General features: G+C 46.6%; 15 protein-coding genes. 5 read left to right on the forward strand and 10 right to left on the reverse strand.

Translation table 11 applies throughout. The features are described 5' to 3' along the window. Positions 1–13 precede the first annotated feature (13 nt). From AC14M5_RS02225 to AC14M5_RS02250, 6 genes are all read right to left on the reverse strand, one after another. On the reverse strand, positions 14–979 hold the full coding sequence (locus tag AC14M5_RS02225) for a glycosyltransferase family 2 protein (protein ID WP_484027994.1): 966 nt from the start codon (positions 977–979) through the stop codon (positions 14–16). A 235-nt stretch (positions 980–1,214) separates the two neighbouring features. Beyond that, entirely contained in the window at positions 1,215–2,156 is a 942-nt protein-coding gene (locus tag AC14M5_RS02230) for a lysylphosphatidylglycerol synthase transmembrane domain-containing protein (protein WP_484027995.1), read from the reverse strand. 66 nt (positions 2,157–2,222) lie between these two features. Beyond that, a complete protein-coding gene (locus tag AC14M5_RS02235; protein WP_484027996.1) occupies positions 2,223–4,346 on the reverse strand; it encodes a DUF6077 domain-containing protein in 2,124 nt (707 codons plus the stop codon). A gap of 23 nt (positions 4,347–4,369) precedes the next feature. Next, positions 4,370–5,479 (reverse strand): sulfatase-like hydrolase/transferase, encoded by a 1,110-nt coding sequence (locus AC14M5_RS02240; RefSeq protein ID WP_484027997.1) that lies wholly within the window; start codon positions 5,477–5,479, stop codon positions 4,370–4,372. 34 nt (positions 5,480–5,513) lie between these two features. Next, the gene (locus AC14M5_RS02245; protein ID WP_484027998.1) at positions 5,514–5,915 is read right to left on the reverse strand and encodes a hypothetical protein; all 402 of its coding nucleotides are present in this window, start codon (positions 5,913–5,915) and stop codon (positions 5,514–5,516) included. 59 nt (positions 5,916–5,974) lie between these two features. Continuing rightward, the gene (locus AC14M5_RS02250) at positions 5,975–8,350 is read right to left on the reverse strand and encodes a sodium-translocating pyrophosphatase (RefSeq protein WP_484028027.1); all 2,376 of its coding nucleotides are present in this window, start codon (positions 8,348–8,350) and stop codon (positions 5,975–5,977) included. A 205-nt stretch (positions 8,351–8,555) separates the two neighbouring features. On the opposite strand from AC14M5_RS02250, the gene AC14M5_RS02255 reads away from it, so the two are divergent. Further along, positions 8,556–8,957 carry a HesB/IscA family protein gene (locus tag AC14M5_RS02255; protein ID WP_484027999.1) on the forward strand — a complete coding sequence of 134 codons (402 nt, stop codon included), beginning with the start codon at positions 8,556–8,558 and terminating at the stop codon, positions 8,955–8,957. A 99-nt stretch (positions 8,958–9,056) separates the two neighbouring features. Here the strand turns inward: AC14M5_RS02255 and AC14M5_RS02260 are convergent, their stop codons facing one another. From AC14M5_RS02260 to AC14M5_RS02275, 4 genes are read right to left on the reverse strand one after another with little or no spacing between them, the layout of a single operon-like run. Next, entirely contained in the window at positions 9,057–10,100 is a 1,044-nt protein-coding gene (locus AC14M5_RS02260; RefSeq protein ID WP_484028000.1) for an LCP family protein, read from the reverse strand. A gap of 21 nt (positions 10,101–10,121) precedes the next feature. Further along, positions 10,122–11,012, reverse strand: coding sequence for an LCP family protein (locus AC14M5_RS02265; protein ID WP_484028001.1), 891 nt, complete (start codon positions 11,010–11,012; stop codon positions 10,122–10,124). A 51-nt stretch (positions 11,013–11,063) separates the two neighbouring features. Then, the gene (locus AC14M5_RS02270; protein ID WP_484028002.1) at positions 11,064–11,687 is read right to left on the reverse strand and encodes an SH3 domain-containing protein; all 624 of its coding nucleotides are present in this window, start codon (positions 11,685–11,687) and stop codon (positions 11,064–11,066) included. A 2-nt stretch (positions 11,688–11,689) separates the two neighbouring features. Continuing rightward, the gene (locus tag AC14M5_RS02275) at positions 11,690–12,301 is read right to left on the reverse strand and encodes an SH3 domain-containing protein (RefSeq protein ID WP_484028003.1); all 612 of its coding nucleotides are present in this window, start codon (positions 12,299–12,301) and stop codon (positions 11,690–11,692) included. 138 nt (positions 12,302–12,439) lie between these two features. Between AC14M5_RS02275 and AC14M5_RS02280 the strand changes: the two genes are divergently transcribed. From AC14M5_RS02280 to mtnP, 4 genes are all read left to right on the forward strand, one after another. Next, the gene (locus tag AC14M5_RS02280) at positions 12,440–13,024 is read left to right on the forward strand and encodes a zinc ribbon domain-containing protein (RefSeq protein WP_484028004.1); all 585 of its coding nucleotides are present in this window, start codon (positions 12,440–12,442) and stop codon (positions 13,022–13,024) included. A gap of 91 nt (positions 13,025–13,115) precedes the next feature. Beyond that, on the forward strand, positions 13,116–13,934 hold the full coding sequence (locus AC14M5_RS02285; protein WP_484028005.1) for an FHA domain-containing protein: 819 nt from the start codon (positions 13,116–13,118) through the stop codon (positions 13,932–13,934). Continuing rightward, positions 13,931–14,398, forward strand: a complete 468-nt coding sequence (locus AC14M5_RS02290) for an FHA domain-containing protein (protein WP_484028006.1) — start codon at positions 13,931–13,933, stop codon at positions 14,396–14,398. Before AC14M5_RS02285 ends, AC14M5_RS02290 begins: the two co-directional genes overlap by 4 nt. Beyond that, positions 14,395–15,261 (forward strand): S-methyl-5'-thioadenosine phosphorylase, encoded by an 867-nt coding sequence (gene mtnP / locus AC14M5_RS02295; protein WP_484028007.1) that lies wholly within the window; start codon positions 14,395–14,397, stop codon positions 15,259–15,261. Before AC14M5_RS02290 ends, mtnP begins: the two co-directional genes overlap by 4 nt. Positions 15,262–15,328: the final 67 nt, after the last annotated feature.

The following is a 15,328-nucleotide window of genomic DNA, read 5'->3' on the forward strand; positions in this document are numbered from 1 at the left end:
TCCATTGGATGAATCATTTATCGCTGCCCGTTCTCTCCACTGTTTCTTTAATTTGCTGAATTTGAAAGTCTATCTTCTCAAGAAGTTTGCGATTGACCGAGATTAAATCTGCGATCAGACCGGTTATCACTAAAAAGCCTCCCAAACTGATAAGGATCGCTGAAAGAATCAAGGATTGAATATGTCCACTGCCGCCAGAGACGGTATAGTAATATAAAAAGCGAATTCCTATTAGAGTGCCTAGAAAAAAACAAATCGATCCGGGGATCGCAAAAAATGTAAAGGGCTGATAGGTCATGAATATGCGTACGATGGTCAGCGATGATTTTTTCAGATAATCCGGGATGCTTTTGATCAACCTGGATTGACGCAACTGTTCATTAATTCTTATGGGCACATCCATGATCGCCATGTCCTTTTGCCCGGCTTGGATGATGGTCTCCAAGGTATAAGTATACCCATTGAACACGTGCATTTCCATGGCCGCCTTGCGGCTGAACGCCCGAAAACCGCTAGTGGTGTCGCGGATCTTGGTTCTGCTCACTTTTCGCACAAACCAGCTCCCTAGGGTTTGGAGAACTTTTTTGAAGGGTGAAAAGTGGGAGATAGAAGCGATAGGACGACTGCCGATGACAATATCGGCGGTCCCTTCAAGGATGGGATTAATTAATTTCAAAATATCGCCGGCATAGTATTGATTATCAGCATCGGTATTGACAATGACATCGGCATGTAATTCCAGACAGGTCTGCAGGCCCGTCATAAATGCCTGAGCCAATCCTCGATTTTTTGTGTGTCGAACCACATGGTTTACTCCGTATTCCCTTGCTATTTGCGCAGTCTGATCCGTGCTGCCATCATCAATGATCAACCACTCTATGTTGGAAATACCAGGGAGTTCGCGGGGTAATTCAGCAAGGGCGACGGGAAGAGACGCCTCCTCGTTGTAGCATGGGATTTGAATGATTAATTTGGTCATGATACCTGCCAGTGTGAGGTCTAGTTTTATTCGCTGAGATTTGGATTGGCTTCTATTTAGACGATAATAATATGGAAAAAAGTTGGCTTAACCCAACTGGGATAATTATCCTTGGAAAGCGTTGCGGTGCTTTAATCGAGTTTGCATAAATTAAAATTACAAGGTCAAGTCCATTTTGTCAAGCTTTTCCTGCCGGCGGGGGCAGGTCGTCCTTCTGTTCTCCAGTTTTTACTGGTCAATCCAACATCTGTTTTCCCAAAATGATCGTACTGATCGCGCCTAACAATAAAATAGCGAAAGTAGACACTAAACGATCCAATCCTACAGCAACCACGCTTACACCCATGTCAAATCCTAATATAGAGGCAATTGCCCCGACAATTACCTCTCTTATTCCCAAGTCGCCTGGAGCAATGCTGACCAACTGAGATAGGACAGTCGCACTTGAAAATATGATAGTTTGAGTTAGATCCGCCTTTTGTGAAAGCATATGAAATGCCAGCTGATACTTAATTGCGGATAAAAAAAGCAAAATTACCTGTAATCCAATGATTTGTAACAAAAAAGCCGGATTTTTGGTAATTATTACCCACCCCTCGACCGCCTCATCAATCCATTTACGAATTCGATCTGGTATTCCTATTCTATGCAGTGGCAGCCAAAACACACAAAAACAAGACAGCATTAAGGCAAATCCAAATAATAGTACAGGCGAAACTGCAATTTTTTTAAATAAGACCCAATACAGAAGTATTATGATGCCAACACATCCGCTTGTGCCAATAAAACAAAAAAACAAGGCCAATGATACGCTAAAAAATTTTGCGTAAGGAACGCCATATTTTTGTTTCAAATAAAATCCTTTGGATATTATTCCGCCTGAAACTGGTAGCTGGTTCGCCAGGGTCGAGGCCGCTGTAATAAGAAAAACATCCCAATAGGAAATCGCAGCAACCCCCATACTCCTGAAAATGTAGATATTCATGATGCTATTAATGAACGGAAAAGTCAGGGATAGACCCAAAAGAACAAGCACCCGCATTGTGGATATGCGTAACAGACGGTCATATTCGCCGGCATTGACGTAAAGATAATATAAAAAAGCGGCGAGCATTCCAATCGTTAAAAGCACAAGCATTGCCGACCGCCAATATGAAGATTTCACAGATTCGCCCACACCGTCTCCTTCTTTTGCTGCCTAAAAAATCTATAAGTAGATCGAAATTTGTCCCTCCATGTCCATTTATTCAAATTCCAACAAAATCATATCTTTTGTTTCAAACACATTTTCAATTTTTCTTCCACAGGCGGCAACCATTTTCGTAAACGATCCTGCATTGCCCCGTCCAGCTAGCACAAACCTGACACTATATTTGCCCAATAAAGCGCACCATTTTTCAAGAGGAATAGACAGGTCCAGCAAACGAATGGCGTTACTATCATCCATTCTCTCATGAATCTCCCCAACCGAAAGGAAATAATTGTGTGGATTGTATTCTTTTTCCTCCCGAAAAGAAATCAGGTCTGAATGGGCTGACGCTCCAGGCAGCAGTTGAGTGTCCCAATAATCCAGGGCGATCGCAGTTGTTGGTTGTGCAGTATTCCGATCTATGTATGTGCCAACCTGGGCTATCTGACTGTAATGATCCAACACCTCAAAATAAGGCTTCACACGCGGAGAGACGGTCACAATCAGCATGATCGCCATGAACACCAGAGAGACAATAATCCCTGAGAATACTCCGGTTGTTCTCCCAGTTCGATACATATAGGATCGTATAAGTTTTCCAAAAACGGGACCAACCATCAAACGATCTATGAGTATCTTGAAAACCAGTACACCCGCCAAACCGAGCGGCGAGAACCAGGAGGCGCGCGAGATCAAGCGCGCAGATACAAAGTAGCCCAAAATCCAGCCAGTGTATGGAATGGTTGCAAATGCAACCAGAATCACACAGGTTAGGACATACCAATATAAAGGGCCCTCCTTCAATTTGATGACAGCTAAAACTGCTGCGGTCAAAGCCAGAAAAACGGGAAACAGCCTGAAGACTTGAAAAGCTGAATATATGCTGCTTTCAGGCGAAATGTCAAAAAACTTCAAAACTTCAGGGTTGAGGCCGTAAAACACGTCACCTACCACGTGGGTGTATCTCTCGATCTGGAATGAGACACGGGCACTTTGGGCATCGAATGGGATCATAGGGTGAAAGAGATACCCATATAATCTAATGAACACATAAGGAAGCAACAAGATCACGCAAATAAGCCCCACTTGGCATATTTCACGCCAGCCTATCCTTTTTGCCAGCCAAGAAAAAGTCACCAAACCAGCGGCGATAAAACATGAAAAAAACAAAATGGCCGGGTGAGTTAAAGTAAGACCAAGCCCACACATAAACGCCAGCACAATATACTTTTGCGATGGAACTTGCAGGAATTTCAAAATGAAGAAAAAGAACGGCGGAGCAATAAGAAAAACAGCAGAAACTTTGTCTTCGATCATGTTCAAGAAAAACCAGAAGCCAACCGGCCACTGTTCGCCAATCATCCACACATAAAGAAGAACTTGAATTAAAACAGAAAACCCGGCTGCTCTACGAGACAATCCCAAAGCACATGCGAACCAATAGGCAGTCATCACGGCGATCGGCACAAGAAATAGTTCGAGATAATTGCTGTAAATCAATAATCCCGGTACCCCACTTAAATCAGAAAGCAGCGCTTGTCTCATTGGATAGAGAGCAAGCCAGTATCTTTCATGTTCGACAAAATTTTCGTAATGTACAATGTTATTAAATCCCAAATGTGTGGAATACTGCCAGTTCGTTGCATAACCCGCATCCGTGACATCGTCAATAAAGAACAGGAATTCATTGAATGTCATTGCCGTAGACACGATCAATGCTAGCAACAGGGGGATATTCTCAAAAACATTTCGGAAAAGTTCGCCAATATGCTCTTTACGAATCGCAGAACCCGGCTTGAAATAAGCCAAAAGGGCCAACTCCATCAGCCCAGCCAACATGAACAAGTTCTTTACCAACACAAAAGAAAACCCCAAAAGGCGTCCGGCCATACCGATCAATGCAATGATCGTTACAGACAGCCCAAAACCAATGGGAAGAATTTCCCACAGGTCCACGAGTGGGTCGTTCTGGCGTAAAAGAATATAAAGCAGCGCGCCCGGCAGAATGAGCATCCCAAGTGCGACCCCGAGTTTTAGCATATCCACAAAAAATATAAAGTAGAGATTGTCATTAAATATAAACGTCCTCCCCCAAGGGAGAAGCCACAACGCGATCCATGCAACCCCCCAAAAAACAAAAGGGGGGGCGGTTACATTATATTTTTTTATCAAATCCATGCGGACTCCTTGTAGGTAAAATATTACTCCTGCATAAAATTGCAGCTTCTATCTACAGACTCAGTAACATCCTGTAATCCGGCAAACAAATTGTGTCCTTGCGTAAAATAATGGAAGTTTTCAAGTAAGGGCATTTCTGCCTCAAAATACTCATTAAAAATAATGCGAAACAAATTAACAGGTGTCAAATTTGGCGGAATTGTATCATGCGATTTGCCGGGCAAATAATATGCGCCAAAAATCGAGAAGCGCTCTCGAAGGCAGGCGGTCTCGGAGGATAGGAACGAATAATATAGGGCAGAACCATGATCTGCCTGCAAAATGATGATCGGCGGCGTTTTTGATTCGCGCAGGATCGTATCAATCACAGAGCGCAGTTGCGAATTAAGGAATTCAATGTGGGCTATATACCCCAGGCGCTCTTCCTCTAGTGACAATCCGCGCGGAGCGAAGGTGAAATCTTCGCTGGAGTCAATTGGACTTCCATCTGCAGCAAACACGAAGGGAGGGTGTGGCAAAATCACATGAGCAAAAACAAACTTTGGGCCCTCAATGTGCGGAATTTTTTTAAGATTTTCAAGAATATTCAAAATATAACGGCGATGCACCTCATTGGACATAACAGGCGCAACATCTTGAAGAGGAGACAAAAGGGACTTGAGGGGAGTGGTCATAGCAATGCGATTCTCATATCCAGTAAATCGAATTGGGTATGGCTTCAAATATATGTCTACAGCTGGGTTATCCGTAATATCCCAATCGCTAGCAAAAGACACACTTTGATATCCCACGGACTCCAACGATTCACGAACACGGCTATGCTGCATTACTGGTTTGGTGGGCCACCAAAAGATAACATCCTCCATGCCTGGCGAGATCGTATCCCAATACTGCATATCCAAGGTAGATGAGACCGATAAAGCCGTCCTCGGGTAATTCGAGCGAGTATTCTCTGGAACAGTAAATCCAAGTCCTTCAAGATAAACGATAAACTCGGAATTATCATAATGATATATTTCCTCTAAAATGTCAGCACGTGGATATGCGTCCAAAATAAGGTAATAAATATCAGGTTTAAAAGCTAAATCCCCTGTATCCAGAGGGACGATATTTGAACTAGAACGCCCGGCCATGGCTTTATAATATGAAAAGGGAATGGAACTAAGATCAGAAAAAAGCTTGATTACTTGCAGAGCCACAATGAAAAAGCTTGCAAAAGTCAACGAGAATGAGATTTGAGAAACAAGAAATCGCCGTTTGGTCAGCATGAGATAAGGAAACCATGGAAAAATTACAAGGGCCACAAACACGCTTGTAACCAAAAAATGTGGGGGTTGAAAAAACAGACCAAGAACCACAATGCTCATTAAGATTCCGCCCCATTCCCAACTCCCAGCAAGCTTGATCGCCAAGGGATAAAACAGCAAAAGGGCAAACGACAATATCAAAACTGGGCGAACAATCCCAATTGGCGTGGATTCCCGGAATGCTTGAAAATAAATAAAAAGCAGGGAAACGAGCATAAACAAAAAGGGGTGGATATTTAGTAATATTTTTCTCATCAGCCATAACCTCCAAGAAAAAGAGACCCGATGAAGTCGGGTCTCTTCATTTCCAGATTTTGCAGGCTACTTCTTCTTACTCTTCTTCTCAGGCTTCACTTCTTCAACCATCGAGGGTGCGGGGGCTTTCGAGCGGATAACCGCCCAAGCAAGTACACCGAGCAAGGCGATGCCTACAATCCAAACGGCATACAAAGCAGGGCCGGTTGCGTTCTGATATTGCACAACGATCGGGGCGATGATCACAGCTACCAGATTCACTACTTTGATCATTGGGTTCAGTGCGGGGCCAGCGGTATCTTTGAAAGGATCACCGACGGTATCGCCTACCACACCAGCTTTGTGACGTTCAGAACCCTTGCCGCGATTATTCTTCGGGTCTTTGGGTTCATCTTCGATCAGCTTCTTGGCATTGTCCCATGCGCCACCGGAGTTGTTGAGGAAAACGGCCAACAACTGACCCGAGACAATGATGCCCGCCAGGAATCCGCCGAGCGCTTCCACTTGCAAGAACAGACCAACGACAATCGGGGTTACAACACCGAGCAAAGCCAGGGACACCAATTCCTTTTGCGCGGCAGTTGTGGAGATAGCCACAGCCTGTCTGTAATCAGGTTTAACTTTACCTTCAAGCACCCCTAATCTAAATTGGCGGCGGACTTCCATCACGATCAACGAGGCTGCACGTGCCACAGCTTGAATGGCGAATGAGGAGAATAACCATGGCAAAGCACCACCGATCAACATACCGACGAAGACCTGCGGAATATCTACGCGGATGCCAAGCGCCTGGATCTGCGATTCAACCGGGATGCCGAGGCTGTTTTGTGCACGAGATACATCCACCAGGAATGAGCCAAAGAGCGATACTGCCGCAATGACTGCTGAACCGATGGCGACACCTTTTGTAATTGCCTTGGTGGTGTTACCTACTGCATCGAGGTCAGCCATAATCTGTTGAGCATCCTTGGTGGCTTTATCTGTTTTGCCAGACCAGGCCATCTCACCGATGCCGTTGGCATTGTCAGAGATGGGGCCGAATGAGTCCATCGCTACATTGTTGCCAGTAAGGGTCAACATGCCAATACCGGTCATTGCCACACCATACAAAATAAAGGTTGCCTTTGCTACACCTTCAACACCAGGGATGGAGCCGAAAATGATAATGGATGCAATAATGGTCAAAGCAATCACCAGCACAGACCACACCGAAGACTCGAAGCCAACCGAAACACCATTAAGGATAAGCGTTGCGGGACCAGTATCTGCGGCTTTTTTGATATCGTTTACAGGCGCGGCTTCGGTGCCTGTAAAATACTCGGTCAGGCGGTCGATCACGATAGCCAGCAACACGCCAACACCTACAGCAGTGGGCAAGCGCCACCAACCACCCCATTCTGCCATGGCAGGGCTATTCAAATAGAAGAAACCAGCAATGAAGAACAACGCGGCAGAGATCACAGCCGAGGTCAGAAAACCACTAAAGATTGCTTTCATAGCGTCAGCGGCCTTGCCAGTCTTGCCAGCTTTTACAAAGTAGGTGCCGATAATAGACGAGAGCACACCGATACCGCGAACCATCAACGGGAAGATGATCCACTCAAGGCGGTCAGTAATGTGCCAGAGAGCAAGGCCAAGAATAAGTCCAGAAACGATCGTCACTTCGTAGGATTCGAAAATGTCAGCGGCCATACCAGCGCAGTCGCCGACGTTATCCCCAACGAGGTCAGCGATCACAGCAGGATTTCTCGGATCATCCTCAGGGATGCCTGCCTCTACTTTACCAACCAGGTCAGCGCCGACGTCTGCTGCCTTCGTGAAAATACCACCACCCACGCGCATGAATAACGCGAGCAAAGTACCGCCGAAACCGAAACCAAGGAGGGCATCAGGAGCGGCAATACCAAGGATGATAAAGATGATCGTTCCGCCGAGCAGACCAAGACCATCGGTGAGCATACCTGTGATGGTTCCAGCGCGATACGCGATACGAAGTGCTTCACCAAACGATCTCTTTGATGCCGAGGCTACACGTACATTGGCTTCCACAGCCATACGCATGCCAAGCTGACCAACTGTGAGCGAGAAAAATGCACCCATCACGAAGGCCAGGCCGCGCGCAATACCGATCCAAAACTGGAGCTGAGAATCGCTCATGCCTTGGAATCGCTCCTGAGCCTCAGGAGTGGGTGGAACAACGTATACAGAGAGGAACAAAGCAACGGTCAAAATAGCGATCAACGGCAAAATGGAACGGAACTGCTTTTGCAAATAAGCGTTCGCACCGTCCTTGATCGCATTCCAAACTTCCTGCATTTTTTCGGTGCCTTTGTCTTCGCGCAGGATTTGGTTACGAAGGAAGATCGCATACAACAGACCGATGATGGCAATGCCAAAAACGACCCAGATTGCAACCGCCTCCAATGAGGTAAGTCCTTGCATATAGTACATGTGAGGTATTCCTCCAAGGGGAATAAAATAAAATGTAGGCTTCCGCCTAATAGTTCACAGGGATTTTACAGGTGCAAATAGAATGTGTCAAGAAAGATGAGCGCGAATTAATCTACTTAACCCATAAGTTGACAATGACCACCAAACCTGATAATATTTGGCAAGATTATTCGTACGCACCTAAAAGGAGAAAAACATGCTCCAAGAAATTGATACCCAACTTTTCACATTAACACCCGCAGCCAGCCAAGCTGTTAGAGATATTCTTGAACAACGCAACCTTGAAGGCTATGCTCTGCGTGTTTATGTCGCGAGCGGCGGTTGCTGTGGCGTAAACTTTGGCATGGCATTGGATAATAACTTCCGGGATGTGGACACAACTTTTGAAGCCGACGGCGTTAAAGTGGTTGTGGATGAAGTTTCCATTGATTACCTGCGCGATGCGACTGTTGATTTCGTGAACGATCCTCAACACGGGCAAGGCTTTGCTGTGAACAGCCCCAACGCCAAGAGCGCTCATTCTCACGGCGAGGGCGGATGCGCCTGCGGTAGTGACGGGGGCGGCTGCGGTGGTGGTTCCTGTAGTTGCAATAACTAACTCAAATAGTACCCAACAAAAAACGCCTTTTGAAAGGCGTTTTTTGTTGGGTAAATTATGAATGCATACCACTTTGTTGAAGTGATTCACCAATTTCAACTATGACGGCGGCTCGGCTTCAGGCCACGTTCCATCATAAAATTTCTTTACATACTCCCGTAAAACTTCAAAATCCACCTGCCATACGAAAGTGTTGCCCAGCACCGGGTCTTGAACGCGTGTTCCAGTGAAGAGCCCATCAGGAAAAGTCGCCATTTCTACATTTTGAGGTTCAAGCAATGCGGCCAGACAAAGCAGAGGGCCGATCTCTGCCGGGCCAAGGTCAGTTTGCAGTGAGCCTTTGAAAGCCTCAATAAGCTCCGGTAAACCCAGCAATGCAGCGGGGGTTAGAAGTTTGGAGACCAATGCTTGTAAGATCAAATCCTGTGTGTGGCTACGCTGAAGATCACCTTCCGGGCGCAAACGTGCCAGGATCATCGTACGGTTGCCATCCAGATGTTGGCTCCCGACAGGAAAATACTTGCTATTATCAGTTGAGCCTTTTGCGCGGCCATCTACTGCATACGGGAGGTCGATATCAATTCCACCGACTGCATCCACCACTTTGACAAAAGTTTGTAAGTTAACTGCCGCATAATGATCTACATGGGCGCCAAAGTTTTGCTCCATGGTCAATGCAAGCAGGCCGGGTCCTTCTCCGGGGCCATCGTAATAACCAAATGTGGAGTTTCCATAAAGATAAGCCTGGTTGAGTTTCCCATGTGTTATCCCTCCATGGTCTGAAATACCTGGAATCTCAACGTATAGGTCTCGCTGGAAAGGCAGAAGTTTAATACCGGGGTTAACAAAATCCACCCGTACAATACGGATTGAATCAGCCAACCCAGCCGAATAACTATTGCTGCGGGCATCGCTTCCAACCAATAAGATGAACATGACTTTCGGTCCACCGCAAACAGGAGCGGCCTCAGTTGGTGAAGGAGTAACCAGCAAAAATTGCGGCGGCAAAGATGGTGTGGCCCTAGGTGTTTCAGTCACTGCTACCATCTGAAAACCAGCATATCCGATTGCAGGCAACACACACAACAATAAGATGCCAATCGCGATAATGATGTAAATGGAATTACGATTTTTGGTTAACATGTTATTCCTTCCAATGGATTGCTAACGCCCGAACATATCCTTTAGCACAGGATTGATCGCGTCCCAATTTGGGGCTAGTACTTGCGCTCCGCCTGCCGTTTGAAATGGAGTTATCATATCAGGGGTGATCGTGCGACTATCCAGCCCTGTTAGGGGTACTCGCAACAAAGTCATGATCAGACGCGGCCATTGCCAAATTGGAATATTTGTATCAATTATACGAGCTAACGATAGAAGAAAATCGGGTATCTGGGGAAGGTTTGATATATTAAAAATCTTATTAAAGATAGCGACTAACAGAATTTGACCGCGCTGCATTCGTCCAAAATCACTACTCGTTGCCCTTTCGCGCACAAATGCAAGCGTCTCCATACCGTTAAGGTGATGGATGCCCGGGCTATAACCACCCATAAATGTTTCTAAATTGATATCAACCCCGCCAAGCGCATCAATAGCTTCCACCAGGCCTGCCATATGGATCAATATATAATATGAAACATTCACATCAAAATTTACTTGTATCGTCTCCATTGCCGCTTTGGTTCCTGAACCCGCCTTGTTTGCTTCAGCAAAAAAGTATGCTGTGTTAATTCTCTGCTCCCCCACTCCGGGAACATCCACCCATAAGTCACGTGGAATAGAAAGTAGACCCATATAAGGTTTCAAGGGCACGATAGTCGCCAATACAATACTATCTGTCCTGCCTAAATTTCCTCTCTCAGGTGAATCATCTGTGCCAAGCAGTAATATATTCGTTCGGAAAGGGGCAAAGAAGTAGACGAGGATCAACAGAAGCACAAACAAAAGCGTTTGGCGTGTGCGTTTGTTTATACTTCGATTATGAGGGCTACTGGGGATAACACGGATTTGTTGGAGGGTATCCAGCGAATGCATAGGCTGGGTATGTTCCATGTCAATTAATCTGCGACTCAAATGTTTTCATATCTCTAAGTATTTTTACCGCTATCGTCCACGCAGGAAAGAAATCAAAGTTCCAAACCCCCCAATAAAGCCCAGTCCCACTATTAACAAGCCCATTGGCACGCGGCCAACCGCGGAATCATCATCAGGAAAAGAGGCAATGACTAAAGGCGCTGGCGGAGTAAATGTTGGCAAACGTGTGGGTGTGACTGGTGCAATAAATGCCGCTGCAAGGGTTGGGTCGATGGTTGGCGTTGATGCTGGTGTAGGTGTGGGAGGCGATTTTACTTCTGCTAGTTGGCCATTCTTAATGATAGTTACATAAGGGCCATACACCCAAGCCACAGAATCCGGTACTCCGGGATAATATATCTGAATCCAGTTTTGGTCTTCGGAAATGCCATAGGCGGGAACTTCCTGCCCTTTTAATAGCACTCCAACGGCAGGATAAAGATATGAGCTCGGGCCTGAATAAACACTGACTATGTCAATATCCAGATTTACGGCAATGATCATACCGGAAGGGGTTCCAGTAACTGTCGGAATTGAGCCTGTAGGCTGTTGAGCATGAACCAAGAATTGAACCGGGGAATAAATTGCCGCACCTGATCCCGCCAATATCAATACGATGAAAATAAAAAATCTAGCCCTATGGGAAACTGTCATCTTTACCGGCGAACAAAGGAGAGAGGCAAACCGATCAACCCTAATATTGCAAAGGCAATAATGATCGTGCCCATCGGAACAGATGACCTGGATTCTGTTGCAGGAGATGTCTCGTCCAAAGATGGGGTTACGGCTGGCGGTGGTGTGAAAGTTGGCAGACGAGTATTGGTCGGCACAATATTGAATTGCGCTGCCAGCGTTGGGTCAATGGTGGCTGTAGGAGGCGGCACAGGCGTTGGGGGCGGTTCTACGACCTGTAACGTGCCTGGAGGAGAAACTTGCACAAGCGGAGAATACACCCAGCCTTTATTATTGGGCGCACCTGGAAATTCGATCTGTATCCAATCGCCTCCCTCTGACCTGCCCAAAGCAGGCGCAACGGAACCGGTCAACAAGATGCCGACAACTGGGTAAATAGATGAACTTGGACCCATTCGCACATTGATCTGAGGTTCTTCGGTCACCACGGTAATAAATATACCGGTTGAGGCGGGCGGAGTATCTGTCGGTTGCTGAGCCAACACAACGGTCCAGGTGGAACCGAAAAATGTCGCATGCAAAAGCAAGGCAGTGAGAAAAATCAGCAAGATGGATTGAAACTTGATATTCTTCATTTCGTATTACTATTATCGCTTCTCTCATAAATGAGTAAATGTCTGGATGGAAATTACGAACAAGTATTAAACATCTGGTGTAGTACATTCTGCGATACTATGTAAAGGAGAATCGCAAAGACGATTATAATCGACTCCATGGACCGAAAAATCTTTCACGGAAATATCAAGCCTGTAGATATTGCGCAGGCACTTCTGGGCGAATTCAACCAGGGTAATTTACGCGCGCAAACAATCGGGCAAAGCGACAAGATGATCGTGCAGGTAAGCTCCCGCCCGGATGCGATGTCTGGCGGAAAAACTGCCTTGACAGTGGCGATTCAAAAAATGGAAGACGGTATCATCGTGGAATTGGGGGAGCAGGCTTGGTTGGGAGTGGCGGCAAGCCTGGGTGCCAGCGCGCTTGCGGCTATTCGGAATCCTTTCAGCCTGCTGGGGCGGCTGGACGATATCGCCCAGGATATTGAGCATTTGCAGCTTGGAGAGAATATCTGGCAGGTAATTACAAAAACTGTCCGAACCAGCGGGGCATCCACAGAGCTTTCAGACAAACTTAAACGCCTGATCTGCGAGTACTGCCACACAGCCAACCTTGTCGGCGATTCGTCCTGTATTTCCTGTGGTGCGCCGCTCGGAAATGTACAACCGCATACCTGTAAAAAATGTGGATTTGTAGTAAAGGTCAGTGACAGAGTCTGCCCCAACTGCAAGCAAGCACTGTAAGCATTGAAGATGGTTGGCGATTCAGTCGATTATCTTTGGCCTTGCAGAAATATCATCCACATCCTATAATGACTTCCTGAAGTTGTAAGCCATGAATTTAAGAGAACTCGAAGCCCGTCTTCAAGCGCTAATCGAAGTGGATTTGCTGAACATATTACCCGGGAAAAAAGTGGAGGACATGATCGTCCAAAAACTGGCGGCAGCAATTCAACTCAATACCATGTCCATGGATGATGGTTCAATGATCGCGCCAAACATCTATACCCTGGTCATGCACCCATCCACCTCGGCAAACTGGCAAAACCCGCAGTTACTTACAGTATTGTTACACTCGATCACAACCGTGGCGCAGGAGGCGGGATTTAGGTTTACAATATCGCCTACAATCACCATTTCAACTGACGAAAAAATTCCATTAAATGATGCTCAGATCGTGGCATCACATCGGATCGAATCTATGGCAGACACAAACGCAACCCCATTGGACACTGGAAACCTTGAAGACAGCAGCAAAATGCCTGAAAATGCATTTTTGATCGTGGAGGGAGTAAAGGTATTTCCTCTCGTATTGCCTGTTGTTAATATCGGTCGCAGATTGGACAATCAATTGATCATCGACGACCCGCGTGTATCACGCAACCATGCACAGTTACGCACTATCAAGGGCCGCTACGTTGTCTTTGATCTGAATTCAACCGGGGGGACCTTTGTAAACGGTCAGCGAACCAGCCAGACTGTGCTCTACCCCGGGGATGTAATTTCGCTGGCAGGCGTTGCGCTGATTTTCGGACAGGACAACCCGCCTCCCCGTCCCGACCTGAAAGATACAGCCCCGCTTCATAGCGCCGCCGCAGACCGACCCACAGCACATCTAAAAGAACACTCCACGGCAAAACTCAGGAAAAAATGAGTGGTTCCATTGTATTGGCTTTGCGGCTAATCACAGCATTGGCATTGTTTGGTTTTCTGGGATGGGCACTGGTCTTTCTATACCGCGAAGTAAATAGGCAGGGACTCTCACTGGCTGGCCGCAGAGTGCCAGGGATCAGTATCTCGGTCCGTTATGAACGCGGAGACCCATCTCTAAAATATTTTTCGCAACCCGAGATCATCCTCGGGCGAGACCCCGGATGTGACGTTCCGCTTGTGGACGACACAGTATCCACAAGACATGCGCAACTCACTTACCATCACGGTCAATGGTGGGTGGAAGATCTGGCATCCACCAACGGCACCTCTTTGAATGAATCACCAGTAAACATGCCAACTGTCATCACATCCGGTGACGAGATCAAATGCGGCTCCACACACCTGGCAATTAACCTCTCGGAAAATATAGTGATTGAACCCACACGAAGATTGAGAAAAAAATGACAAACAAAGCATCCATCGCGATTATTGGCGGCTCAGGCTTATATCAAATGAATGGGCTTGAGAACACAGAAAGCATTGACGTTGATACTCCCTTTGGCAAGCCAAGCGCCCCCATCACAATTGGTACTCTCGAGGGAACATCTGTGGCATTCCTCGCTCGGCATGGAATTGGGCATCACATTACCCCAACTGAAGTTCCCTACCGTGCGAACATTTATGCCTTGAAATCTCTCGGAGTCGAACGTGTTATCAGTATTAGCGCATGTGGATCATTGCGCGAGGACTACGCCCCAGGGCATATCGTTATTCCCGATAATATCTTCGATCACACCAAAGACCGTGCTCGTTCCTTCTTCGGTGAGGGACTTGTGGCCCACATCAGCGTTGCAGACCCTTTCTGCAATGATCTTTCTCAACAACTGGAATCAGCAGTCCGCGATATGGGCGCGGTAACACATCGTGGCGGGTCTTTCATTACGATAGAAGGCCCGCGCTTTTCCACCAAAGCCGAATCGCATACCTATCGTGCATGGGGAATGTCCATTATTGGGATGACCGCCTCACCAGAAGCCTTCCTCGCAAAAGAGGCTGAACTGTGCTATGCAACCATGGCGCACGTCACAGATTATGATGTCTGGCACGAAAGCGAATCGCCCGTGACGGTAGAAATGGTGATCCAGACCCTCAATAAAAATACGGAACTTGCACAAAAAGCCATTCGAAATTTACTGCGTGATCTAAAGAAGGAGCGTGCCTGTACCTGCGGGCAGGCTCTAGCCGCCGCTCTCATCACAAACCCCAAAGTTATTCCTGCAAAAACGCGTAAAAAACTTGACTTGTTAATTGGCAAATACTACAAGTAAAGCACATGACATAGTAACGACTGACCCACAGGGCTTAGTCGTTACTACTCCGCGTATACCCGAAAAA

Source organism: Candidatus Villigracilis sp. (assembly GCF_057083605.1).

Bases quoted from the DNA above. Each gene is read 5' to 3' on its own strand.
- AC14M5_RS02265 (WP_484028001.1), bottom strand. From the start codon at position 11,012: ATGGAACATACCCAGCCTATGCATTCGCTGGATACCCTCCAACAAATC.
- AC14M5_RS02290 (WP_484028006.1), top strand. From the start codon at position 13,931: ATGAGTGGTTCCATTGTATTGGCTTTGCGGCTAATCACAGCATTGGCA.
- AC14M5_RS02250 (WP_484028027.1), bottom strand. From the start codon at position 8,350: ATGCAAGGACTTACCTCATTGGAGGCGGTTGCAATCTGGGTCGTTTTT.
- AC14M5_RS02275 (WP_484028003.1), bottom strand. From the start codon at position 12,301: ATGAAGAATATCAAGTTTCAATCCATCTTGCTGATTTTTCTCACTGCC.
- AC14M5_RS02225 (WP_484027994.1), bottom strand. From the start codon at position 979: ATGACCAAATTAATCATTCAAATCCCATGCTACAACGAGGAGGCGTCT.
- AC14M5_RS02270 (WP_484028002.1), bottom strand. From the start codon at position 11,687: ATGACAGTTTCCCATAGGGCTAGATTTTTTATTTTCATCGTATTGATA.
- AC14M5_RS02245 (WP_484027998.1), bottom strand. From the start codon at position 5,915: ATGGCTGATGAGAAAAATATTACTAAATATCCACCCCTTTTTGTTTAT.
- AC14M5_RS02285 (WP_484028005.1), top strand. From the start codon at position 13,116: ATGAATTTAAGAGAACTCGAAGCCCGTCTTCAAGCGCTAATCGAAGTG.
- AC14M5_RS02280 (WP_484028004.1), top strand. From the start codon at position 12,440: ATGGACCGAAAAATCTTTCACGGAAATATCAAGCCTGTAGATATTGCG.
- AC14M5_RS02255 (WP_484027999.1), top strand. From the start codon at position 8,556: ATGCTCCAAGAAATTGATACCCAACTTTTCACATTAACACCCGCAGCC.
- AC14M5_RS02235 (WP_484027996.1), bottom strand. From the start codon at position 4,346: ATGGATTTGATAAAAAAATATAATGTAACCGCCCCCCCTTTTGTTTTT.
- AC14M5_RS02240 (WP_484027997.1), bottom strand. From the start codon at position 5,479: ATGGCCGGGCGTTCTAGTTCAAATATCGTCCCTCTGGATACAGGGGAT.
- mtnP (WP_484028007.1), top strand. From the start codon at position 14,395: ATGACAAACAAAGCATCCATCGCGATTATTGGCGGCTCAGGCTTATAT.
- AC14M5_RS02260 (WP_484028000.1), bottom strand. From the start codon at position 10,100: ATGTTAACCAAAAATCGTAATTCCATTTACATCATTATCGCGATTGGC.